This is a genomic window from Sandaracinobacter sp. T42 (assembly GCF_059115405.1).
The window spans coordinates 226,871-248,926 of record NZ_CM181101.1; the positions used below are offsets into that span (position 1 = coordinate 226,871).

21 protein-coding genes and 1 tRNA gene are annotated in these 22,056 nt (G+C 67.5%); 10 read left to right on the top strand and 12 right to left on the bottom strand.

Annotated elements, in window-relative coordinates; genetic code table 11:
* Window positions 1-21: 21 nt before the first annotated feature.
* From ACW9TV_RS01125 to msrB, 3 genes are read left to right on the top strand one after another with little or no spacing between them, the layout of a single operon-like run.
* Window positions 22-630, top strand: coding sequence for a shikimate kinase (locus ACW9TV_RS01125; protein WP_494304030.1), 609 nt, complete (start codon window positions 22-24; stop codon window positions 628-630).
* Window positions 627-1,751 (top strand): 3-dehydroquinate synthase, encoded by a 1,125-nt coding sequence (gene aroB / locus ACW9TV_RS01130; protein WP_494304031.1) that lies wholly within the window; start codon window positions 627-629, stop codon window positions 1,749-1,751. Before ACW9TV_RS01125 ends, aroB begins: the two co-directional genes overlap by 4 nt.
* Window positions 1,748-2,143 (top strand): peptide-methionine (R)-S-oxide reductase MsrB, encoded by a 396-nt coding sequence (msrB, locus tag ACW9TV_RS01135; protein ID WP_494304032.1) that lies wholly within the window; start codon window positions 1,748-1,750, stop codon window positions 2,141-2,143. Before aroB ends, msrB begins: the two co-directional genes overlap by 4 nt.
* A gap of 9 nt (window positions 2,144-2,152) precedes the next feature.
* Here msrB and ACW9TV_RS01140 read toward each other — a convergent pair whose 3' ends face one another.
* The 3 genes from ACW9TV_RS01140 to typA all read right to left on the bottom strand — a co-directional run bounded on the left by ACW9TV_RS01140 (window position 2,153) and on the right by typA (window position 5,253).
* Window positions 2,153-2,602 carry a nucleoside deaminase gene (locus ACW9TV_RS01140; protein ID WP_494304033.1) on the bottom strand — a complete coding sequence of 150 codons (450 nt, stop codon included), beginning with the start codon at window positions 2,600-2,602 and terminating at the stop codon, window positions 2,153-2,155.
* Window positions 2,603-2,643: 41 nt separating this feature from the next.
* Entirely contained in the window at window positions 2,644-3,315 is a 672-nt protein-coding gene (locus tag ACW9TV_RS01145; protein WP_494304034.1) for a PEPxxWA-CTERM sorting domain-containing protein, read from the bottom strand.
* A gap of 114 nt (window positions 3,316-3,429) precedes the next feature.
* On the bottom strand, window positions 3,430-5,253 hold the full coding sequence (gene typA, locus ACW9TV_RS01150) for a translational GTPase TypA (protein ID WP_494304035.1): 1,824 nt from the start codon (window positions 5,251-5,253) through the stop codon (window positions 3,430-3,432).
* 228 nt (window positions 5,254-5,481) lie between these two features.
* On the opposite strand from typA, the gene ACW9TV_RS01155 reads away from it, so the two are divergent.
* The 3 genes from ACW9TV_RS01155 to tilS all read left to right on the top strand — a co-directional run bounded on the left by ACW9TV_RS01155 (window position 5,482) and on the right by tilS (window position 8,442).
* Entirely contained in the window at window positions 5,482-6,402 is a 921-nt protein-coding gene (locus ACW9TV_RS01155; RefSeq protein WP_494304036.1) for a helix-turn-helix domain-containing protein, read from the top strand.
* Window positions 6,403-6,477: 75 nt separating this feature from the next.
* Window positions 6,478-7,467: a tetratricopeptide repeat protein gene (locus ACW9TV_RS01160; protein ID WP_494304037.1), complete on the top strand. Its 990-nt coding sequence runs from the start codon at window positions 6,478-6,480 to the stop codon at window positions 7,465-7,467.
* Window positions 7,468-7,494: 27 nt separating this feature from the next.
* Window positions 7,495-8,442 carry a tRNA lysidine(34) synthetase TilS gene (gene tilS, locus ACW9TV_RS01165; RefSeq protein WP_494304038.1) on the top strand — a complete coding sequence of 316 codons (948 nt, stop codon included), beginning with the start codon at window positions 7,495-7,497 and terminating at the stop codon, window positions 8,440-8,442.
* On the opposite strand, the gene ACW9TV_RS01170 is transcribed toward tilS, so the two are convergent.
* From ACW9TV_RS01170 to queF, 5 genes are all read right to left on the bottom strand, one after another.
* Window positions 8,439-9,950 (bottom strand): serine hydrolase domain-containing protein, encoded by a 1,512-nt coding sequence (locus ACW9TV_RS01170; RefSeq protein ID WP_494304039.1) that lies wholly within the window; start codon window positions 9,948-9,950, stop codon window positions 8,439-8,441. The genes tilS and ACW9TV_RS01170 overlap by 4 nt on opposite strands.
* The gene (locus ACW9TV_RS01175) at window positions 9,836-11,005 is read right to left on the bottom strand and encodes a deoxyguanosinetriphosphate triphosphohydrolase (protein WP_494304040.1); all 1,170 of its coding nucleotides are present in this window, start codon (window positions 11,003-11,005) and stop codon (window positions 9,836-9,838) included. The genes ACW9TV_RS01170 and ACW9TV_RS01175 overlap by 115 nt, the downstream gene beginning before the upstream one ends.
* 46 nt (window positions 11,006-11,051) lie before the next feature.
* Window positions 11,052-11,927, bottom strand: a complete 876-nt coding sequence (locus ACW9TV_RS01180) for a hypothetical protein (RefSeq protein ID WP_494304041.1) — start codon at window positions 11,925-11,927, stop codon at window positions 11,052-11,054.
* A 79-nt stretch (window positions 11,928-12,006) separates the two neighbouring features.
* Window positions 12,007-13,137, bottom strand: a complete 1,131-nt coding sequence (locus tag ACW9TV_RS01185) for a CaiB/BaiF CoA transferase family protein (protein WP_494304042.1) — start codon at window positions 13,135-13,137, stop codon at window positions 12,007-12,009.
* 80 nt (window positions 13,138-13,217) lie between these two features.
* Complete coding sequence (gene queF, locus ACW9TV_RS01190) at window positions 13,218-13,670, bottom strand: preQ(1) synthase (protein WP_494304043.1); 453 nt, start codon at window positions 13,668-13,670, stop codon at window positions 13,218-13,220.
* A gap of 87 nt (window positions 13,671-13,757) precedes the next feature.
* On the opposite strand from queF, the gene ACW9TV_RS01195 reads away from it, so the two are divergent.
* Together ACW9TV_RS01195 and ACW9TV_RS01200 are read left to right on the top strand one after the other, a co-directional pair.
* Window positions 13,758-13,833 (top strand) — tRNA-Thr (locus tag ACW9TV_RS01195).
* 969 nt (window positions 13,834-14,802) lie between these two features.
* Window positions 14,803-15,129: a hypothetical protein gene (locus ACW9TV_RS01200; protein WP_494304044.1), complete on the top strand. Its 327-nt coding sequence runs from the start codon at window positions 14,803-14,805 to the stop codon at window positions 15,127-15,129.
* A 73-nt stretch (window positions 15,130-15,202) separates the two neighbouring features.
* Here ACW9TV_RS01200 and ACW9TV_RS01205 read toward each other — a convergent pair whose 3' ends face one another.
* Window positions 15,203-16,723, bottom strand: coding sequence for an RHS repeat-associated core domain-containing protein (locus ACW9TV_RS01205; protein WP_494304045.1), 1,521 nt, complete (start codon window positions 16,721-16,723; stop codon window positions 15,203-15,205).
* A gap of 318 nt (window positions 16,724-17,041) precedes the next feature.
* Here ACW9TV_RS01205 and ACW9TV_RS01210 point away from each other — a divergent pair, with 318 nt between their 5' ends.
* Window positions 17,042-17,413: an Hsp20/alpha crystallin family protein gene (locus tag ACW9TV_RS01210; protein ID WP_494304046.1), complete on the top strand. Its 372-nt coding sequence runs from the start codon at window positions 17,042-17,044 to the stop codon at window positions 17,411-17,413.
* An 80-nt stretch (window positions 17,414-17,493) separates the two neighbouring features.
* Window positions 17,494-17,943, top strand: a complete 450-nt coding sequence (locus ACW9TV_RS01215) for a host attachment family protein (protein WP_494304047.1) — start codon at window positions 17,494-17,496, stop codon at window positions 17,941-17,943.
* Between the two features lie 98 nt (window positions 17,944-18,041).
* Here ACW9TV_RS01215 and ACW9TV_RS01220 read toward each other — a convergent pair whose 3' ends face one another.
* From ACW9TV_RS01220 to ACW9TV_RS01230, 3 genes are read right to left on the bottom strand one after another with little or no spacing between them, the layout of a single operon-like run.
* Complete coding sequence (locus ACW9TV_RS01220; RefSeq protein ID WP_494304048.1) at window positions 18,042-18,404, bottom strand: carboxymuconolactone decarboxylase family protein; 363 nt, start codon at window positions 18,402-18,404, stop codon at window positions 18,042-18,044.
* Window positions 18,405-18,425: 21 nt separating this feature from the next.
* A complete protein-coding gene (locus ACW9TV_RS01225; protein WP_494304049.1) occupies window positions 18,426-18,791 on the bottom strand; it encodes an ArsR/SmtB family transcription factor in 366 nt (121 codons plus the stop codon).
* Window positions 18,788-22,045, bottom strand: coding sequence for an efflux RND transporter permease subunit (locus ACW9TV_RS01230; protein ID WP_494305009.1), 3,258 nt, complete (start codon window positions 22,043-22,045; stop codon window positions 18,788-18,790). The genes ACW9TV_RS01225 and ACW9TV_RS01230 overlap by 4 nt, the downstream gene beginning before the upstream one ends.
* Window positions 22,046-22,056 lie beyond the last annotated feature (11 nt).

The window sequence follows — 22,056 nt, forward strand, 5'->3', positions numbered from 1 at the left end:
GCGGACCCTATAGCGGGGCCGATGAAGCCTGTGGAAGCCCCCCCGCACACGCAAGTGACGAAGAGCGGCGTCGTGCATGCGGGCGCGATCCGGCGCGACTGGCGGCGGCGGCCGATCGTGCTGGTCGGGCTGATGGGCAGCGGCAAGACCACGGTGGGCAAGCGGCTGGCGGCCCGGCTTCGGTGGCCGTTCGTGGACGCAGACGCCGCCATCGAGGAAGCGGCGCAGATGCCGATCTCGGAAATCTTCGCCCGCTTCGGAGAGCCGCACTTCCGCGACGGCGAGCGGCGGGTAATCGCGCGGCTGATGGATGGCGGGCACAAGGTGATCGCAACAGGCGGCGGCGCCTTCGTGGACCCGGAGACGCGCGCCCTGATCCTGGCCGAAGGCACGGCGGTGTGGCTGGATGCCTCCATCGACACGCTGGCCGCCCGCGTCGCCAAGCGCAGCCACCGGCCGCTTCTGATCGGCAAGGATCCCAGACAGGTGCTTGGCGAGTTGATGGCCGTGCGCGCACCCTGCTACAGGCAGGCCCCGATTCACATCGTGTCGGCAGACGGCCCGCATGAGGATTCCGTGACGGCGATCCTCGATGCCCTGCGCGGCCGGAGCCCGGAGAGCCTGACTTGATCGACGTGCCCGTGCAGCTGAACGACCGGAGCTACCGGATTTCCATCGGAGCCGGCGTGCTGGCCTCTGCCGGGGACCGGATGGCCGCGCTTGTCCGCAGCCGCCGCGTTGCCATCGTGACCGACGAGACAGTGGCGAAGCTGCACCTCGACCGGCTGATCGCCGGGCTTTCGGGGTTCGAAACCGTTCCGATCGTGCTGGCGGCCGGCGAGGCGACCAAGGGCTTTGCGGCGCTGGAGCAGCTGGTGGACCAGCTGCTGGCGCTGGAAGTGACGCGAAGCGATGCGGTGATCGCGCTGGGCGGTGGCGTGATCGGCGACCTGACCGGCTTTGCGGCCGCCATCGTGAAGCGCGGCATGGGCTTCGTGCAGGTGCCGACGACGTTGCTGGCGATGGTAGACAGTTCCGTCGGCGGCAAGACGGGAATCAACACCAGGGCCGGCAAGAATCTGGTGGGCGCGTTCCACCAGCCGCTGGCCGTGTGGGCAGATCTGGATTGCCTGCGTTCCCTTCCCGACCGCGAGATGAAGGCCGGCTATGCCGAGATCGTGAAATACGGGCTGATTTCCGACCCGGCCTTCTACGAATGGTGCGAAGCGAATGCCGCCCGGCTGCTGGCGAAGGACGTGACCGTTCTGGCCCATGCCGTGGCGCAGAGCTGCCGCGCAAAGGCTGCCATTGTCGCCGCCGACGAGCGGGAGACGAACGACATTAGGGCGCTGCTGAACCTGGGCCATACCTTCGGCCATGCGCTTGAGGCCGAGACGGGCTTTTCCAGCAACCTGCTGCATGGCGAGGCGGTGGGGATCGGCATGGCGCAGGCCCTTCGATTTTCAGCCGCGCGCGGGCTGATGCCCGCGGCCGATTCGGCACGCTTCACCCGCCACCTGGAGGCCGTGGGCATGATGGCCTGGCCCCGACAGGCGGGTATCGCCGCAGACGCGGCGCCACGCCTGATCCGCCACATGCGGCAGGACAAGAAGCGGACGAACGACGGCCTGCCGTTCATCCTGGCGCGGGGCCTGGGCGACAGCTTCCTGGCGAAGGACGTGCCGCTGGAGGCCGTCGAGGCCTTCCTGGCGGCGGATCTTTCCGTCCCGCCCGCACGGGTTGCGGCATGAGCTTCCCGTTCGAGCTGAGCGACGCCGAATGGCGGGAACGGCTGACGCCGGAGCAATATCGCATCATGCGGCAGCACGGAACGGAGCCGCCCGGCAGCTGCGGGTTGCTGCGCGAGAAGCGCCCAGGCGTGTTCCATTGCGCGGGCTGCGGCGCGCCCCTGTTCCAGGGCGGTACGAAGTTCGAAAGCGGAACGGGCTGGCCCAGTTTCGACACCCCGATCGAAGGGGCGCTGGGCGCATCGCGCGACACCAGCCACGGCATGATCCGGGTGGAGGTGCATTGCGCCAGTTGCGGCAGCCACATGGGGCATGTGTTCCCGGACGGCCCGCCGCCGACCGGGCTTCGATACTGCATCAACGGCGTGGCGCTGACATTCGTGCCCGAAGCCTGACACGGGCGGTCAGCGGCGGGCGGCGAAGAAATCCCTGAGCAGCGCGGCAGCCTCTGCCTCTGCGATGCCACCGATGATTTCCGGCCTGTGCCGGGCATGGGCGAAAATGCGCGGGCCATGTTCCACGCCGCCGCCCTTCGGATCGGAGGCCGCATAGACCATGCGGGCGATGCGGGCCTCTGCGATTGCCGCTGCGCACATGGGGCAGGGCTCCAGCGTGACCCACAATGTGCAGCCTGTCAGCCGTTCATTGCCCAGCAGGCGGGCGGCCTCACGCAGCACCAGCATTTCCGCATGTGCGGTGGGATCCGGCAGGCTTTTCGTCAAGTTGTGCGCCTCTGCCAGAACGGCGCCATCCGCCCCTGTCAGCACGGCGCCGACGGGCACTTCCTCGGCCGCTGCCGCGACACGCGCGAGTTGCAGCGCGCGGGCCATGTGCGGGCTGGGTGGAAAGCTCATGGGCGTGGCATTGCCACGCCCATGCGCGGAAGGAAATGGGATCAGGCCGCCGCGGGCCGCTGCCGGCGGATGGCGGCGCCGATCAGCCCGAAGCCAGCGATCAGCATCGCCCAGGTCGCGGGTTCCGGAACGGCCCCAGCCTCCACCCAGGTGCGGAAGCCGCGATCGAAGCCGGTGACGGACCAGCTGTTGCCGCCGTCTTCGGACACATGGTTGTCACCCCCGGCATAATCGGCAAAGGCGCCGACGGTGCCGTTGCCGTCGATATCGTTGCCGAAGGCCCAGCCGAAGCGGTTTCCGATCGAATCCTGCGACGCGGCGAGATGGATGGTGAACTGCTGGCCGGCGCTGACATTGAAGCCCAGCGCCGAGACGTCGATGCTGGTGAAGCCGCCGTTGTTGAGATCGGTGTAGCTGGCGATCGAGGCGCGATCGACAACGAGGCTGACCGCGTTCGCATAGCCGGCATCGGTGACGAGCCCATGGCCGAGGCTGAGGACGAGCGTGCCCGTTCCATTGCCTTGCGCCACCAGCAGGTCGACCCGGGACAAGAGGCCGCTCACCCCGGCGGTGACGCCATGGGCCTGCATGCGGAAGAGCCCGCCCGGCACCGTCGAGATGGACGACAGCTGGAGCGGATATCCCCCGGCATCGAAGAAGCTGGACTGATCCACAACGGCGGCCGAGAGCGGCTGAGCCGCAAGCGCCGCCAAGGCGCTAACAAGCGTTAACCTTTTCATATTCCCCCCAATATTGCCCTGAAGGCAGATTGCAGGAAGAATTGTCAGGTAACAAGCCCGCCCCCCTCCGGAGGGGGGCAGCGCTTCTCAGCCGGCTGCCTTCAGCGCCCGCGAGTGGCGCTTGCGCTCGTGCGGGTCGAGGTAGAGCTTGCGGATGCGGATCGACTTCGGCGTCACCTCCACCAGTTCATCCTCGTCGATGTAGGCGATGGCCTGTTCCAGCGAGAGACGCTTGGGCGGGGAGAGGCGCAGGGCATCGTCCTTGCCGGACGCGCGGAAGTTGGTGAGCTGCTTGGACTTCAGCGGGTTCACTTCCAGATCGTCGGACTTGGCGTTCTCGCCCACGACCATTCCGGCATAGATGGGCTCCCCCGGGACCACCATCAGCTCGCCGCGCTCTTCGAGGTAGCCGAGCGCATAGCCGACGGCTTCGCCGGTTTCGGTGGAGATCAGCACGCCGTTCTGGCGGCCCGCGATCGGGCCCTTCCAGGGGCCATAGCGGTCGAACAGGCGGTTCATGATGCCCGTGCCGCGGGTATCGGACAGGAATTCGCCATGATAGCCGATCAGCCCGCGCGACGGGCCGGAGAAGCTGAGGCGCACCTTGCCGCCGCCCGAGGGCCGCATGTCGGTCATTTCCGCCTTCCGCATCGCCATCTTCTCGACGACGGTGCCGGAATATTGCTCGTCCACGTCGACGACAACGGTTTCATAAGGCTCGGTGCGGTTGCCGTTCTCGTCCTTGCCGAAGATCACGCGGGGGCGGCCGATGGACAGCTCGAACCCCTCGCGGCGCATCGTTTCGATGAGAACGCCCAGTTGCAGTTCGCCGCGGCCGGCGACGTCGAACGAATCCTTCTCGTCGCTTTCGGTCACGCGGATCGCGACATTGCCTTCGGCTTCGCGCATCAGCCGGTCGCGGATCATGCGGCTGGTGACCTTGGAGCCTTCCTTGCCGGCGAACGGGCTGTCGTTCACGGCGAAGCGCATCGACAGCGTCGGCGGATCGATCGGCTGAGCCGACAGGGGCGCCGTGACCGCCGGATCGGCGATGGTGTTGGCGACGGTTGCGACCGTGAGGCCCGCGATGGAAACGATGTCGCCGGCCCGCGCTTCCTCGACCGGCACACGTTCCAGACCGCGGAAGGCGAGGATCTTGGTGGCGCGCCCTTCTTCGACGATGTTGCCGTCGCGGTCGATCGCGCGGATGGGCATGTTCAGCTTCAGCGTGCCTGTGGCGATGCGGCCCGTCAGGATGCGGCCCACGAACTGGTCGCGATCCAGCAGCGACACCAGGAAGCTGAAGGGCGCGTCGACATCCGCGACAGGCGCGCGCACATGGTTCACGATGGTCTGGAACAGCGGCTCCAGCGTGCCTTCGCGGACATCGGTATCCAGCCCGGCATAGCCGTTGCGGCCCGACGCGAAGAGAACCGGGAAGTCCAGCTGTTCGTCGTTGGCGCCCAGCGCCACGAACAGGTCGAACACTTCATCCAGCACTTCCTGCGGGCGGCCATCCGGCCGGTCGATCTTGTTGACGACCACGATGGGGCGCAGGCCGAGCGCCAGCGCCTTCGACGTGACGAACTTGGTCTGCGGCATCGCGCCTTCGGCGGAGTCCACCAGCAGGATCACGCCGTCGACCATGGAGAGGATGCGTTCAACCTCTCCGCCGAAGTCGGCGTGGCCGGGGGTGTCCACGATGTTGATGCGGGTGCCCTCCCACTCGACCGAGGTGCACTTCGCAAGAATGGTGATCCCGCGTTCCCGTTCCAGATCGTTCGAATCCATCGCGCGTTCGGCGACGCGCTGGTTGTCCCGGAAGGTGCCGGACTGGCGGAAGAGCTGGTCGACGAGGGTGGTCTTGCCATGGTCGACGTGGGCGATGATCGCCACGTTGCGAAGTTGCATGCGGGATTTCCAGATCGGGAGGGAGGATGGTTGGCGCGGCGCATACATGAAATGCCGCGCTGCAACAAGCGCGCTGACCCGATGCCTGCGCCGGACGGGCGCGGTTGACTTTGCAAGCGGGCGGGGCCTATCGAAATCATCGGTGTCGAACAAAAGTCGGTCGGACGCTGCAAGCGTTTCAACTGTCGCGGAAAACAGGCCCCGCCAACGGCCTGAAGGGACTTTCAGGTGGACGACGCGAACGCCCCCCCGCAGGATGATGCGCCGCAGGGTGAAGACACGCCGGCGACCCAGCCGTCACACCATCAGGACACACAGGATTCCGACGAATCCACCGGGGGCGTCGAACCGGCCCGAACCATCGGTGAAGCCCTGCGTCGCGCGCGGGAGGCGGCCGGCCTGACGCTTGCGCAGGTGGCGGAGCGGACCAAGGTGCGCCCCGGCATCCTTACGGAGATCGAGGCCGACGATCACGACAAGCTGCCCGCGCTGACCTACTCGCTGGGCTTCGTGAAGGCCTATGCCCGCACGGTGGGCCTGGACCCCGCTGAAACGGCCGAACGCTATCGCCTGGAAAGCCAGAAGGGCGACCCGGTGCCGACCATGGTGGACCTGATGCCGCTGGAGGAGAAGCGCCTGCCCTCCCCCGCGCTGGTCGCCGGAAGTGTGGCGGCCCTGCTGCTGGTTCTGGGCGGTTTCTGGGCCTGGGGCGCCGGATGGCTGACGCCGGCCGCGCCGCCGGTTCCGGAAACGCCCGTCGCCATCGAGGAAGCCGAGGCCGACGCCCCGGATCCGGCCGCGGCCCCGGCCGCCCCGGCCGCCGATCCGAATGCCGTCGTGACCCTGACGGCGAAGGAAGAGGTGTGGCTGCGCATTTCCGACGGGCAGGAAACCCTGTTCATGGGCACCATGAGCAAGGGACAGACAATGACCCTGCCGCAGGGTCGCAACTGGACCTTGCGGACGGGCCGGGCCGGCGTGCTGGATGTGAAGGTGGGATCAATCGCCATCGCGCCGCTCGGCGGGCCGGCGGAACAGGTTCGCAACCTGTCGCTGAAGCCTGAGGATCTGCTGGCGCGGCAGGCCCTGGCTGCCCCTGTGCCGGGGCCTTCGCAGCCGGCTGCCGCCGGGGCGGTCGCCGCCGGCTGATTCAGCTTGCCGCAAGGCGGCCTGTGGCTCCACTGCGCCGCCAACCGGCCGAGGAAAACAGGACTTCAGATCGAGATGAACAGGCACGCACTCACCGCCCTGCCCGCAATCGCGTTGTGGGCGCTCGCCCTGCCGGGTGCAGCGCAGGCCCAGCCCGCGCCGGCCACCCAGGATCAGCTGCGGCAGGTCGACAAGCGGGTCGGCGTGCTGGAAAGTCAGATGCGCGCCGTGCAGCGCGAAGTGTTCCCCGGCGGCGACAAGCGCTTCTTCGCCCCCGAAGTGGTGCCGGACGCCCAGCCGCAGGCCCCTGCCCCCGGCGCGCCCGCCACGGCTCCGCTGATCGATCTGACCCAGCGGGTGACGGCGCTGGAAACCCAGCAGCGCACCCTGACCGGCCAGGTGGAGGAACTGCAGTTCAGGCTGCGCCAGCTGGAAGGCGCGATGCAGAAGCTGGAAGCAGGCACTGTCGCCCGGTTCGATGCCCTGGAAGGCAAGGGTGCAGCAGCACCGGGAACGCCGCCGGAGGCCGCCGCGCCGGTGCCGGTTCCGCCACCCGCCGCAAAGCCACCCGCCGCCGGCCTGCCCCCGGCCCGGGCCCCATCTGCCGCGCCGCCGGCAGCCGCCCCGGCGTCGGCGCCCGGTGCAGCCGCCACCCCTGCGGCCGATCCGCTGACAGCGCAGTACGAGGCCGGATATGCCCTTTATGAAAAGGGCGATTACGCCGGGGCCGAAAAGGCGCTGAAGGCTTTTGTCGCCGCGAACCCGAAGCATGCGCGCGCATCCAATGCCGCCTTCTGGGCCGGGCGGGCGCAGATGCAGCAGGGCCAGCCCGCGGATGCGGCCCGCACCTTCTATGCCGGCTACCAGAACAGCCCCAAGGGCCAGCGTGCCCACAACAGCCTGTTGTGGCTGGCGAAGGCCTTGCTGGAAACCAAGGGGCCCAAATCCGCGAAGGCGGCCTGCGACACGCTGGACCAGCTGAGCAAATCCTTCCCTGACCGGCTGACGGGCCAGTTCGCCGCCGATGCGGCCGCCACGCGCGCCCAGGCAAAATGCACGCCCTGACCCCCGGATGGGGGCGTTGACGCACGGATGGGGGCGTTGACGCCGGAGGCCTTCGCGGCCGGGGTCGCGCGCCTGTCCGGGCCGGGCTTCGGCCCGGACGCGCCCCTGGCGCTGGCCGTTTCGGGCGGCGCGGATTCGCTGGCGCTGATGGCGCTGGCGGCCGATGCCTTCGGGCCCCGCGCGCAGGTGCTGAGCGTCGATCACGGGCTTCGCGCGGCGGCTGCCGGGGAATGCGCGATGGTCGCCGGGCTGGCGGCCGGGCTGGGGCTGCCGCATCAGACGCTGACGCTTTCGCTGGCCCCTGGCGGGGATATGCAGGCCCGCGCCCGCGCGGCGCGCTATGCAGCCATGGCCGGCTGGTGCCGCGCGCACGGCATTGCGCGGCTGCTGACAGCGCATCACGCCGACGACCAGGCGGAAACGCTGCTGATGCGGCTGGCACGCGGCAGCGGGCTGGCCGGGCTGAGCGGCGTGCGGGCGACGGCACGGATCGAGGGGTTGACGGTGCTGCGCCCGCTGCTGGGCCACCGGCGCGCAGAACTTGCGGCGATCACGGCTGCGCGGGGATGGGCAGCGGCGGACGATCCCGCGAACCGGGATCCGCGCTTTGACAGGACCGCCGCACGCAAGGCGCTGGCACGGGAGCGCTGGCTGCGGCCGGATCGTCTGGCTGCCAGCGCAGCGCATCTGGCCGAGGCCGAGGCCGCGTTGGCCTGGGCGGCGGACCGTGCCTTTGCCACGCGGTCGGACTGGCGCGGCCCCGAGCTGTGGCTGGATCCGGAGGGCCTGCCCGCCGAACTGCGCCGCCGGCTGCTGGCGGGCGGACTGGATGCCTTTGGCCATCGGGCAGACGGCCCCGGGCTGGCCCGGCTGCTGGCGCGGCTGGAGGCGGGGGCAACGGGCACGCTTGGCCCGGTGCAGGCACAGGCGACGGGCGGGCGCTGGCGGCTGCGCCCGGCCCGCCCCCGGCGCTAGCGGAGGGCGGCGGCCACGTCGCCTGCAAAGGCGGTGATGTCGAAACCACCCCCGGCCGGATCGAACCCGCGCCGCACGACCACCAGCCTGTGCGCGGGCACGATCACCGCATACTGGCCCCGGTTGCCATAGAAGGCGTAGCTGCCCTGCGGCAGCTTCCCGGGAAGCCAGATGGCGCGGCCATAGCATTCCCCGCGGGCTGCTGGCGGCTGCGGGCCCCGCGGCGTTATGGCCTCCCTCACCCAGCCTTCGGGCAGCAGTTGTTCGCCGTTCCACCTGCCATCGTTCAGATGCAGCAGCGCCAGCCGCGCGAGATCCCGCGCCGTCATCCACACCTGCGAGGAGAGGATTGGATTGCCCTGCCAGTCCCCCTCGATGGTGGTGCGGGTCATCCCCAGCGGCCAGAGCAGGTGGGTGTAGGGGAAGCTGGGCGCGGCCTCGCCCAGATCGGTCATCAGCGCGCGGGCCGCCAGCAGCGTATCGTTGTTGGCATAGTTGAACCGGGTGCCGGGCGCGGCCTCCAGCGGGGCGACGGCGGCGGTTTCCGCCACGGTGGAGCCGCCGAAATAGAGCGCGTCTGTGCGATTGCCGGGGCCGTTGGTGAACAGGCCGGACTGCATCCTGAGCAGTTGATCCACCGTGATGTCGGCGCGCGGATCGCCGGCGTCGCTCCATTCGGGCACATGGGCGGGCGCCATCGGATCGATCACGTTCAGCGCCGCAGCCCGGCCGATCAGAGCGGATGTCAGCGACTTCGCAACCGACCAGGTGCGCTGCGGCGTGTGCATCCCGACACCGCGGGCATAGCGCTCCGCGACGATGCGGCCATCCAGAACCACCAGCACCGCCGACGTGCGCGCGTCCTTGCCATAGCGCCCGCCAGTCAGCGCTTCGGCCACCAGCGCATTCAGCGCGGCCCTGCGCGCCGCCGGCAGAGAGGCCGTCGCCGCCACGTCCCCCTGTGGCCAGGGACGGGCATCGGTTCTGGCGCGATCCGGGCCGCCGATCAGCTCTGGCGGGGGCATGACCTTCCCGGCATCCGCCCCCACGGGCAGCAGCGCGCAACCCTGCCCCGGCGTGAAGCGGGCGACGCGTGGCGGCAACGCGGGATCGAAGGCAACGGACACCTGCCGCATCGGTTCGGACACGGTTGCGTCCAGGCCAGCCAGGTGGGGCTGAAGCTCAGGGTAGCCGCCCTGCAGGTCGGTCGCCTCGATATCGGCGGGCTTCATCCGCGCGACGAAGGTGCCCGAACACAGGAACAGGGCCTTCCAGCCGGCCGCAAGCGCCAGCGTGCGCTGATCCGGCGCGGGCCGGGCCGATACGGGTTGCGTAGCCGGCTGGGCAGTGGCGGGCTGGGCGAGCGCGGGCGTCGCCAGCAGCAGCGCGAGGGCTAGAAGCCGGCGTCGTCCGGCATGACGGTCCGGCCTGTCAGGCGCCGGTGTTCGCGGATCGCGAACCGGTCGGTCATGCCTGCTACATAATCCCCCACGATCCTCGCCCGCCATGGTTCCTCCTCAGCCTCGCAACGCTCCCGCCAGCGGTCCGGCAGGTTGCCGGGCGTCTGGTGCAGGATCGAAAACAGCTCTTCCACGATCTGTTCCGCCGGTTCGCGGATGCGCTTCACCGTGGCGTGCGTGTACATTGTGCGCATCAGATAGAGGCGCAGCGGCGCCAGTTCCGCCAGCATGGCCGGGGTGAAGCCCGCCGTGGGCCGGCCTGCGGCGCGCACCGCCTCGACGGAAGCAGGCCTGAAACCGGCCAGCCTTTCGCGCGTTTCGGCCAGCAGCGAATCCACCATCGCACCGATCAGATCGCGGACAAGCTGCGGCACCAGCCGGCTCAGCCGCGCTTCCCGGGGCCAGCGGGCCTTCACCTCGCGCCACAGCGCATCGACCAGCGGAACCGCCGCGCAGACGGCCTCGACATCCAGCAGGCCGGCCCGCAGCCCGTCATCGAGATCATGGGCATTGTAGGCGATGTCGTCGGCCAGCGCGGCGACCTGCGCCTCAAGACCCGCATGGCTGGTCAGATCCAGCGGCCAGGCCCGATCCTGCGCCGCCAGCGCCCAGCCGGGCGCCGGGACCGGGCCATTGTGCTTCGCCAGCCCCTCCAGCACTTCCCAGCTGAGGTTCAGCCCATCGTGGGCGGGGGTGCGCGCTTCCAGCAGGCTGAGGATGCGGATGGCGTGGCCGTTGTGATCGAAGCCGCCATAGGGCGCCATCGCGCGGCCCAGCGCATCCTCCCCGGAATGGCCGAAGGGCGGGTGGCCCAGATCATGGCCCAGCGCCACCACTTCGGCCAGATCCTCGTCGATCGCCAGCACACGGGCGATGGTGCGGGCGATCTGCGCCACTTCAAGGCTGTGCGTCAGGCGGACCCGGAAATGGTCGCCGTCGGGCGCGACGAACACCTGTGTCTTGTAGCGGAGGCGGCGGAACGCGGTGGAATGGATCAGCCTGTCCCTGTCACGCGCGAAGGCGGAACGGATGGGGCTGGCGGGTTCCGGATACAGGCGGCCGCGCGAACGATCCGGATCGGTGGCGAAGGGCGCGCGCGACATGATGCCCGGTCGCAAGGGCGGGCGGCCAAGTCAAGCTGTTCGCGGTTCAGAAGCCGAGGCGGGCGAGAATGGTGGGGCCGATGATGAAGTTGGTGAAGCTCTGGCCCGGCAGGTTGCTGTCCGTCCGGTGCAGGTCGGCCGTCAGCTGCATGTCCACCGCGTACGACAGCGGCAGAATGGCGCGCACGCGCAGCCGGGTGCGCAGCTGCCGTTCGCGCCCCGTCTGCCGCCAGTCGAAGCGGCGGCCCTCGATCTCCCCCCGCAGGTTCAGCACACCGCGCCCCAGCGGCAGGTTGTGGAACGCCGTCGCCCCGATGCTGGTGCGTTCCGCAATGTCGATCGTCGCTTCCTGCCGCCGGGCATGGACATCCAGGAAGGTCGGCCCCCAGCTGCGCCGGATGCCCGCCGAAAAGGTGTGGAGGGTGACGATGTGGGATTCGAAGGTGCCGTCATAGGCCCGCCAGGGTTCCCACGCGACATAGGGAACAACACCGGCGCCAGGGGTGCCGCCCTCCAGCTCGAACGTGCCGAACAGGCCGGAACTGTCGAGCCGCGAATCCGTCAGCGACGTGGGGGCAATGGCGCCGAATTCCGTGAACAGCCTGAGGCCGCCGATGGACCAGCGACGCCAGAGGCTGATGTCGGGTGCGATCGTGGCGCCCGGGCGCGGATCATCCTGGGAAAGGTCGCGGTTGGTCCGCCAGTCGCCCGCGAAGCGCATCTGGAAGGTCCAGGGCGGACGGGGGCCTGCGCGCAGATCCTCGGACTCCGTCTCGGGCCCGTCCTGGCCATAATCCTCGCGGTAATCCTCGATCCGGTCGATCTCGCCGGGAAGGTTCTGCGCAAGGGCCGGCACGGCCATCAGGCCGGCCAGGAAGGCCATGGAAAATCGAACCGACATACGCGACACAGCCTCCGCCATGGCTGCCTTATAGGCCCGCGGGGAGGCTGCGCGTCAATCGCTCCCGCGGGCCTGGGAAGGGCTAAGTTCCGGCCAGTGCTCAGCGGCCGAAGGCCCCGGCGGCCTTCAGCGCCTCCACCTTTGCGGCATCGTAACCGAGCCCCGCCAGCAGTTCCGCGCTGTGGGATCCGGCCTGCGGCGCGGCGGCGGGTTTCGCCGTCGGCGTGCCGGAATAGCGCGGCGCGGGCATCGGCTGGGTCATGCCACCCACTTCCGCGAAGGTGCCGCGTTCCTTGTTGTGGGGGTGTTCGGGCGCTTCGGCCATGGACAGGACAGGCGCGAAGCAGACGTCGGTCGTTTCCATCAGCCGGCACCAGTGATCGCGCGGCTGTGACTTGAACAGGGCGGTCAGCTTCGCCTTCAGCGGGCCCCACTGGCGCTGATCCATCTGGGCGTCGAAATCCGGATCGGCATCCAGCCCGGTCAGCTGGCGCAGCAGGGCATAGAATTGCGGTTCGATGGAACCGATGGAGACGAATTTCCCGTCGGCGCATTCGAACGTGTCATAGAAGTGGGCGCCGGTATCCAGCATGTTCACGCCGCGTTCGTCCTGCCAGATGCCCATGCCGCGGAAGCCCCAGATCATGGACATCAGCACGGCGGCGCCTTCCGTCATCGCGCAATCGATCACCTGGCCCTTGCCGGTGGCGCGAGCGCTGAGGATCGCGCAGACCATGCCATAGGCCAGCATCATGCCGCCACCGCCGAAGTCGCCCACCATGTTGATGGGCGGCGTGGGCTTTTCCCCGGCGCGGCCATAGGCATGAAGCGCGCCGGCCAGCGCGATATAGTTGATGTCGTGGCCCGCGGCGGGCGCGTAGGGGCCTGTCTGCCCCCAGCCCGTCATCCGGCCATAGACCAGCCTGGGATTGTCGGCGAGGAGGGTATCCGGCCCCAGACCCAGCCGCTCCATCACGCCGGGGCGCAGGCCTTCGAAGAAGCCGTCGGCGGATTTCGCCAGATCGCGCACCACCTGGATGCCTTCGGGCGATTTCAGATCGACCACGATCGATTTGCGGTTGCGGCCCAGCACCGGCTCGGGCGCCTGCCGGCCGGGGCGATCCACCCGGATCACCTCTGCGCCATGATCGGCCAGCATCATGCCGGCGAACGGGCCGGGCCCGATGCCCGCCATCTCGATGATCCGAACGCCTGAAAGCGGCCCTGCCATGTCAGTCTCTCCCAATTGATACCGGGCCTGCGTGGCGCGGGGGCCTTGGGGAATCAACCTGACGGATGGGCGGGGTGCCTTCAGCCGCGGCCGCGATAGGGGGGCACGCCCTGATCGGGCAGCCACAGGCCTTCGGGCGGCGGGCCCGATTGCCAGAACACATCGATCGGGATGCCGCCGCGCGGATACCAGTACCCGCCGATGCGCAGCCAGCGCGGCTGCATTTCGTCGAACAGGCGACGGCCGATGCCCACGGTGCAGGCTTCATGGAAGCCGGCATGGTTCCGGAACGACCCCAGGAACAGTTTCAGCGCCTTCGATTCGACGATGCGTTCCCCCGGCACATAATCGATCACCAGATGCGCGAAATCCGGCTGGCCGGTCACGGGGCAAAGCGAGGTGAATTCCGGGGCGACGAAGCGGATCAGATAGGTCGCATCCGGGTGCGGGTTGGGCGGATAATCCAGCACGGCCTCTGCCGGAGAGGCGGGAAGGCCCGTGGACTGGCCCAGATGTTTCGGTTCGAACGACATGCCCCCCAGATGGCCTTTGCAGACGATGATTGGAAGAGCCTTGAAGCCGGCCGTCCATGCTGCTAAGGCCGCGCCCCTGCTGGTTTCGCCGCTTTAGCTCAGCCGGTAGAGCACATCATTCGTAATGATGGGGTCAGGTGTTCGAGTCACCTAAGCGGCACCAGCTTTGCACGCGGAAGCGAAACATCCCCAACCGGGCAGCCGATACAGCGACCGTCTGACAGGCCTGACGGGCTGGAAATCCGGGGAAATACGGGGACACAATACCTATTTGACCCATTTCAGCCTGATGGCACGCTCTCCCCATGGCGCGCTTGGCACGAGTGGTGGTCCCCGGCATCCCGCACCACATCACCCAGCGCGGCAACCGGCTGCAACAGACTTTCTTCGCGGACGACGACTATGCCGCCTACCGCGATCAGCTGGCCAAAAGCTGCGTGAAGGCCGGCGTCGCCGTGTGGGTCTGGCGCCTGATGCCCAACCATGTCCACCTGATCCTGGTGCCGGGTACGGCCGAAAGCCAACGCCCATCGGCGCGGAGGCGAAATATGTATAGCGTCCCCGGAATTCGGGCGAACTGGGGCCGGTGGCGGCGGCTAATTAGTATACTGTCCCCGGAATTCTCCCCAGCCTCGGTCAGATTTCCGTCGCACGTCAGATTCGACGGAGATGCTGCCACCGCCCCGGAACGCCGATTTTCCACGCTACTTCAACACCATAACACCCGCAAGGACTCGCGTAGGGTGTGCCGATCAGTCACTCGCTTTCGGGTCACGTTCCAGACAACGAGCCTGAACCGGATCGAAGGATTTGCAGAGCCGCACCGGCGGGACCAGGCCCGCCCTCGGGCCGTGGGAGAACGTGGGCGCGTGGGACACTGTCCCATAGGCAAGCCATTGATCGAGCATGATACTCCCGACCCGCAGAAGCTGTTCCACAACGTCCCACACCCGGCTTGCCGCGGAAACCACTGTTCTGGAAAGATAACACCCTGCACGGGCGTGAGTTCTGTGTGTGAACATATTACTGCTCATCGGCTCGATCGCGCCTGACCTGTCGCCCGTCGATCTGGACCCGATAATTGGGTCCAGCGGGCTGCGTTGGCGGCCACGCAACGCTATCCTTCAGGAAAGTGGCCAATATGCTTCACGTTCGGTGTTCGGGCAAGGCGCTGAGCAAGGTCCGAACAGTCCATATCCTGCTTGGCGCATACAATCACTCTGATCCTGCTACCGATTGTGCCATCAGAAAAATACTCGCTATCCAGCGAGTAAAATTCCAACCTGTCGGCCACTATCGCCAGCGTATCCGCCGCGACCCATCCTATCTGGCCATTTTCGATCTGGCGGAAAGTGGCTGTACGTTCAGGTTCATCGCGAAAGGAGAGGACAAGATTCCCTTCTATTGTGCCTCGGGGCTGGAAGCCGTTAAGGACAGCCTTCCGTCCCCCGTCTGGTGAGGGAACGGAAAGCGTGAAATCAGGAACTGCCTTTTGACAGGATGCGAGCAAAAATGCCGCCCATAAAGCCGACTTAGCAACCCGCATTATAGCCCTGCCTAATCTGCTCTTGGCCCGCCCGATTATCTCCATAGGGGGCGCTGCCGAACGGACTGCCTTCTCCGGTGTTGCCGGAACCAGTCCGCCCAGTGAGGGCCTCTAGTTGCTCAGCCGCACCTGCTCCACGCAGAAGAACATTTAGAGGGATGCCGGCAGCTCGCCCAGTCGCGCCATAATTCCAGTTGCCCCAAGGCTCGCCAATTCGGCCAGCCCATTTCCCGCCAGGAGCAACTCGACCAAACCAGAAACCGACAGTACCGGAGCCTGCGGCGGCCTGCTCACTACTTGACCATCCAGCAGAGTCGATTTCGCTCTGAAGCATCGCCTCAATCTGAGCGACATTCTGGCTGATCGTGCCTCCTGTCCGGAGAGGCGTGTTACAAATCTTCCCACTTTGCGGCTCTCCGCCCCCACTTCCGCGACCGCTACGATCTCCGGACGAAGCACCTGTCCGAGTCCATCGTTCGTATAGCTCCACGAGGGTGAAGCGTGCCGCAGCCAGCGTCGCCCTGCACCTCGCATTGCAAACAAAAGCGGTAACAACGATGTCCGGAGACGGAATGTCTGGGGCTTCGGTTGCATTTGAAGCCTTGGGATCGGTCGCCAACCCCGTAGAATCCCTTCCATTCACCGGATCCCCGCCCACATAGGCATAGATATTCATCCCATCGCCGTATCCGATGGGGTCCGTCTGCAGGAACCGGCCGAGCGTGGGGGAATAGGCCCGGGCCTTGTAGTGGTAGAGCCCGAACTCGGGGAGCCAGGCCTGGCCGGTGTACTGGAACCGGCCGACGTTGGCGGAGCCGGGGATGCCATATTGTGGCTGCGCCACGCCTTCGGCTCCATCATAGCTGTTGATGTTCGTCACCGTGCCAGACCCGTTCGACACCGCGATGATCGACCCCCGCTCGTCCGCGTGCAGCCAGCGCCTGTCGCCGGTGCCGGAGCCCTCATACCACAGCAGCGGCTCGTCCACACCGGGGCCGTGCACATAGCGGCGAAGCAACGGGCCAGAAGCATCATACTCCGCAATCAGATCATTGCCATCGTAACGGAAGAAGGTCCCGTTCGGGGTTGCCGTATACCATAGCCTCCCCACAGGGTTATAGCCCAGCGTCCCGACCCCGCTCGCGCTCGTCAGGCTGTTCTCCGCCGAATAACCATAGGTCGGACCGCCCGCAGCCGTCAGATTGCCACGACCATCATAGCTGGGCGTAACCGTGCCAGAGAGCGTATACTGGTTCAGACCGTTCGAGATGTAGGGACGGTTCACATTGTAGTGCCCCGTCCAGGCGTAGGCATCGTTCGAATTGGTCAGGCTCGTGATCAGGTGGCGGGCGATCCGTGCACGGGCCGCATAGAATTCATGTGTGCCATGAGTCGCCGCGCCCGGCAGCACGACGCGCGCATCGGCATAACGATCGAAGGTGGTGGCAAAATCCGGTGCGTCGGGGCTGGGCAGATTTTCGGCATAGCTGCGCAGAATGGCCGGCAAGCCGGTCGATCCTGCCCGATCTGCCCGTGTGCAATAATGTCTCGCCTCCGGGCGACAGCTCGAACGCCTTGCCCCCCAAAGATCAGGCGTCCTGCTTCCAAAGTTTGACGGCAGCTTTCTACCCGAAATCGGCAGGATTTTCCATCGATGGTGACATCAGGCCTGCGTCACCAGCAAAATTTGACCGCTGGTTCCGCCTGATGGCAAATTCATCTTCTTGCGACTCGGCCTGCCTCGTTCGAACCAGGGAGGAGTAGTGCTATGCCCGCCAGATTGCCGCGATCCCGCTTCTTCGACGAATTCTTCAGGGAATTTCCCATGAGCCTGACGGTCCAGCCCCTGCATGGCGACCCCTTGCCTCCGCCTGACAAGATCCGGATCGACGTGAAGGAAAATGGCACGGCCGTGACCGTGAATGCGGAAATCCCGGGCGTCGACAAGCAGGACATCCATGTCTCGGTCGACAACGACATCGTGACGATCAGAGCCGAGATCAAGCAATATGATGCCGATACGGAAGATGAGAAGATACTCCATTCCGAGCGCTATTTCGGCGCCGTGGAACGCAGTTTCTCGCTCCCTTGCCCTGTCGACGAGGCGAAGGCGAAAGCGACCTACGAAAACGGCGTCCTGATCCTGACCCTGCCCAAACAGAGCCCCGGCAAGGTGAAAAGGATTGCGATCGAATAGATTGTCCCGGTCTGCGCCGGGCCGCGGATGGCCAGGGCGGCCCGGCACGGTTTGCCTGAACACTGGCAAAGGACATTCCCATGTTGATCCGGCACAACGCACTGGTCCTCGTCGCGGACGGACGGAAATATCTGCTTCTTCGGAATACCGGCGATTTCCGCCATGTAACCCTCAGCCATGAAGGTGGCGGCGAGAAAGCGAATCCCGCCACGCACGAACAGGGCAGCGATTCGCCCGGACGCGCCTTCTTCAGTGCGGGCACCGCGCGCAGCGCCATGGAGGAGGTCGACTGGCACCAGATCGAGGAGGATCGGTTCGCCGGACGGATCGCGGATCTGCTTGGCGCGCTGGCCGCTGAGGGCAAGTTCGAGGAACTGATCGCCGTGGCGCCCCCGAAGACACTGGCCGCACTGCGCGAATGCTGGGGCCACCCTGTCGCATCCCGCCTGGCTGGCGAAATCCCCAAGGATCTGACCAAACACCCCGTCGAGGAAATCGCCAGGATCCTGGAGCGGGAGGGTGAGACGTGAAGCGCGGATAGCGCGCGCGGGATCCGACGGGGCGGCGCGGTCGGCTGACGACGCATCCGCCCCTTGCTGGTCAGACCGGGGCCCCCACCCTTGCCGGATCAGACCGGCTGGCCGGGTTCGCCCACGCCGAACTGGCGCGCCGCTTCCAGCGCCTTGGCGGCGTACATGGCGCTGGGGCCTGCCCCCATGTAGACGGCCAGGCCCAGTGTTTCGGCCACTTCGGCCTCGGTCGCCCCGGCCTTCACCGCCGCCTTGGCATGATAGGCGATGCAGGGATCGCAGCGGACAGCCACCGAAATGCCCAGCGCCACCAGTTCCTTGGTGCGGGTATCGAGCGCATTCGTGGCGGTGGCGGCCTGCGCCATCTGCGCGAAGGCCTTCATCACATCGGGCTGAAGGCCGCGCAGCGCGGCCACCTGCGGGTTCATTTCCTGTACCAGTCCGGGCCAATCCTGTGCCATGTTCCTCTCCTTCGGGGTCATTCAGCCCGTGCCACGGGCAGACGGTGGCAACCCGGCTTCGCACAGGTTGCACAGGGCTTCCATTACGGCGCGGATGCGGGCATCGGCCAGACGGTAACGGACCGTCTGGCCTTTGCGCTCGGGCGCCACCACGCCGGATTCGCGCAGCAGCGCCAGATGTTGCGACACGCGGGATTGCGACAGGCCCGTCAGCGCCACCATCTCGCCGACGGTCGGGGTCGTTCCGTGATCGCCGTCACCCATGCCCATCCGGCACAGCATCTTCAGCCTGTCGGCGTTGGAGAGCAGTTTCAGCGCCTGCGCCATGGCCTCTGCATCCCGCCCCAGCGGGGCCATCTGCCCGCCCGGATCGGGCCGGCGGCTCATGCCGCGACGGCCCCTTCCGGCGGCCCGGCCGGTTCGCCGGACTCCGGCAGGCCATCGTCGCGCAGCAGGATATAGATCGCCGGGATCACCAGCACCGTCAGCAGCGTGGACGAGGCAAGCCCGAACAGCAGGCTGATGGCCAGCCCCTGGAAGATCGGATCCATCAGGATGGTGGCCGCCCCGATCATCGCCGCCAGCGCCGTCAGCACGATCGGCTTGAAGCGGATGCGCCCGGCTTCCAGCAGCACGTCGCGCATGGGCTTCCCGGGCGCGCGGGCGTGGTTGATGAAATCCACCAGCAGGATGGAATTGCGCACGATGATCCCGGCCAGAGCGATGAAGCCGATCATCGAGGTGGCCGTGAACGGCGCGCGGAACAGCATGTGGCCGATCACGATCCCCACCAGCGTCAGCGGGATGGGCGTCAGGATCACCAGCGGCACCTTGAAGTTGCGGAACTGGGCGACGACCAGCACATAGATGCCCAGCAGTGCCACCATGAAGGCGCCGCCCATGTCGCGGAAGGTGACCCAGGTGATCTCCCACTCCCCGTCCCACAGCAGGGTCGGCACGCCTTCATCCTCCGGCTGGCCGTTCAGGCGGATCACCGGCTTCACCAGCCCGGCCTTTTCCCAGTCGAACCCGTCGATGGCGTCGCGCACGGCGATCATGCCGTAGATCGGCGCTTCCTGCGTTCCGGCAAGTTCGGCCATCACCATGTCGGCGGCGCGGCCGTTGCGACGGAACAGCATGTGCTGCCCCTCACCGCGATCGGCGGTGACGAGCTCGCCCAGCTCGACGAGGCGCGGGCCGGCGGGCGTTGCCGCCAGGGCGACGGGCGTTGCCTGCAGCGCTCCGCCCCACACCCGCTGGGCCTGATCCAGCGACACTTCGATGGGCAGCGGGCTTTGCCCGCCGCCGCGCGGCGCGTAGCCGACCACCTGCCGGCCCATCACCGCGCCCACGCTGTCCAGCAGCTGGCGTTCGGAAAGGCCCAGATGATCGAGCGCGGCCCTGTCCGGCACCAGCCGCAGTTCCGGGGCGGGCGTGCGGAAGCTGTTCTGCACGTCCACGATGAAATCCACCTGCCGGAACAGCTTTTCGACCTGCATCGCGGTAGCCCGGCGGCTTGCTTCGTCAGGGCCGTAGATTTCGGCCAGCAGCGTCGCCATCACCGGCGGGCCGGGCGGCGTTTCCACCACCCCCAGCGTCGCGCCTTCGGGCAGGGGCACGGCCTTCAACGCCTGTCGCAGATCAAGCGCCACCTGGTGGCTGGACCGCGCCCGATCTGACCGGTGCTTCAGCGTGACCATCACATCGCCCTGGTTCGGATCGCGCCGCAGGAAATAGTGCCGCACAAGACCATTGAAGTTGAACGGCGCGGCCGTGCCGGCGTTCAGGTCCATCGCCGTCACTTCCGGCATTTCCGCCGTGATCGAAGCCAGCGCGATCAGCGTGCGCTGGGTGTCCTCCAGCGTGGTGCCGGCGGGCATGTCCAGCACCAGTTGCAGTTCCGATTTGTTGTCGAATGGCAGCAGCTTCACCGTGACAGCGCGGAAATAGAACATCGAGCCCGCGACAAGGGTGGCGATGCCGACCGCGATGAGGAAGGTGCGCGCCGTGCCGCGCGTGGCGATCACCCGCCGGGCCACCACTTCATAGGCGCGGCCCAGCCGGCCGCCGTGCGCGTCGTCGGCATGGTGGCCCTGCCCGAAGATCGCCATGCGCGCGAACCGCACCATCAGCCAGGGGGCGATGATGACGGCGACGAAGAAGGAGAAGATCATCGCCGCAGACGCGTTCACCGGAATCGGCGCCATATAGGGCCCCATCAGGCCCGAGACGAAGAGCATCGGCAACAGCGCCGCGACAACGGTGAGCGTGGCGACGATGGTGGGGTTGCCCACCTCCGCCACGCCGTCGATCGCCGCCTCGATCTTCGAGCGGCCGTCGGCCATCGCCCAGTGGCGGGCGATGTTCTCGATGATGACGATCGCATCGTCGACAAGGATGCCGATCGAGAAGATCAGCGCGAACAGGCTGACGCGGTTGATGGTGTAGCCCATCAGGTTCGAGGCGAACATGGTGAGGAGGATGGTGGTGGGGATGACGATCGCCGTCACCGCCGCTTCCCGCCAGCCGACGGCGAAGCCCACCAGCAGCACGATGGAAACCGTGGCGAGGCCAAGGTGGAAGATCAGTTCATTCGCCTTCTCGTTCGCCGTCTCGCCATAGTTGCGGGTGACTTCGGCGCGCACGCCATCCGGGATCAGGCTGCCCTTCAGCCCTTCCAGCCGGGCCACCGCCGCGTCGGAGACCGTCACCGCGTTCGCGCCCGAGCGCTTGGCGATCGCGACAGAAACGGCTGGCGCCAGCGTGAAGGCGCCGCCTTCGTCGCGCGTCATCCGCCAGCTGCGGGCCTGCCCGTCGGACGGGCCCTGTTCCACCCGTGCCACATCCGACAGCAGCACGGGCGCGCCCGTGACCGAGCGAAGCTCGATCCGTTCGAGATCGGCGGCCGACGCCACCCGGCCGCCCGCCACGACCATATCGGCGCTGCCAGCGCCGCGAACCGTGCCAGCGGGAAACTGCCGCGCCGCCTGCTGCACACCCTCCATCAGGGCCGACAGCGGCACGCCGTGCGCCGCCAGTCTCGCCGGATCGGGAACGACACGGATCGCGTCCGCCCGCCCCCCCACCAGGAAGGTCAGCCCCACGTCCGGCACCTTCAGCATCTCCGACCGCACCCGTTCGGCAAGCTGGCGAAGCGCCCGGTCGGACCAGCGATCCGCCACCGCCGGATCGGGCGAGAGGGTCAGCACCAGGATCGGCACATCGTCGATCCCGCGCACCGTCACCTTGGGCCAGGGCACGCCGGGCGGCGCGCGGTCCGCATTGGCCTCCAGCCGCTCCGCCACGCGGATGGCCGCATCTTCCGGGCGGGACCCCACTTCGAAGCGGGCCGTCACCAGCACACCATGGTCGCGCGCGTTCACATAGACATGCTCGACCCCGGGCGTCGCCAGCAGGATCTCCTCCAGCGGCTTCGCCACATGCTCGACGGCGTCGGTGGCGGACATGCCCGGCACCGCCAGTTCCAGATCCACCATGGGAACGGAAATCTGCGGCTCCTCCTCGCGCGGGATCGTCAGGATCGCCAGCAGGCCGACGAGGATGCTCGCCAGCAGCAGCAGCGGTGTCAGCGGGGACTGGATCGTCGCCCGCGTCAGCCGCCCGGCGATCCCCAGCGGCACGGCCGGCCTGC

Bases quoted from the DNA above. Each gene is read 5' to 3' on its own strand.
- ACW9TV_RS01125 (WP_494304030.1), top strand. From the start codon at position 22: ATGAAGCCTGTGGAAGCCCCCCCGCACACGCAAGTGACGAAGAGCGGC.
- msrB (WP_494304032.1), top strand. From the start codon at position 1,748: ATGAGCTTCCCGTTCGAGCTGAGCGACGCCGAATGGCGGGAACGGCTG.
- ACW9TV_RS01140 (WP_494304033.1), bottom strand. From the start codon at position 2,602: ATGAGCTTTCCACCCAGCCCGCACATGGCCCGCGCGCTGCAACTCGCG.
- typA (WP_494304035.1), bottom strand. From the start codon at position 5,253: ATGCAACTTCGCAACGTGGCGATCATCGCCCACGTCGACCATGGCAAG.
- ACW9TV_RS01160 (WP_494304037.1), top strand. From the start codon at position 6,478: ATGAACAGGCACGCACTCACCGCCCTGCCCGCAATCGCGTTGTGGGCG.
- tilS (WP_494304038.1), top strand. From the start codon at position 7,495: ATGGGGGCGTTGACGCCGGAGGCCTTCGCGGCCGGGGTCGCGCGCCTG.
- ACW9TV_RS01170 (WP_494304039.1), bottom strand. From the start codon at position 9,950: ATGGCGGGCGAGGATCGTGGGGGATTATGTAGCAGGCATGACCGACCG.
- ACW9TV_RS01175 (WP_494304040.1), bottom strand. From the start codon at position 11,005: ATGTCGCGCGCGCCCTTCGCCACCGATCCGGATCGTTCGCGCGGCCGC.
- ACW9TV_RS01180 (WP_494304041.1), bottom strand. From the start codon at position 11,927: ATGGCGGAGGCTGTGTCGCGTATGTCGGTTCGATTTTCCATGGCCTTC.
- ACW9TV_RS01185 (WP_494304042.1), bottom strand. From the start codon at position 13,137: ATGGCAGGGCCGCTTTCAGGCGTTCGGATCATCGAGATGGCGGGCATC.
- queF (WP_494304043.1), bottom strand. From the start codon at position 13,670: ATGTCGTTCGAACCGAAACATCTGGGCCAGTCCACGGGCCTTCCCGCC.
- ACW9TV_RS01210 (WP_494304046.1), top strand. From the start codon at position 17,042: ATGAGCCTGACGGTCCAGCCCCTGCATGGCGACCCCTTGCCTCCGCCT.
- ACW9TV_RS01215 (WP_494304047.1), top strand. From the start codon at position 17,494: ATGTTGATCCGGCACAACGCACTGGTCCTCGTCGCGGACGGACGGAAA.
- ACW9TV_RS01220 (WP_494304048.1), bottom strand. From the start codon at position 18,404: ATGGCACAGGATTGGCCCGGACTGGTACAGGAAATGAACCCGCAGGTG.
- ACW9TV_RS01225 (WP_494304049.1), bottom strand. From the start codon at position 18,791: ATGAGCCGCCGGCCCGATCCGGGCGGGCAGATGGCCCCGCTGGGGCGG.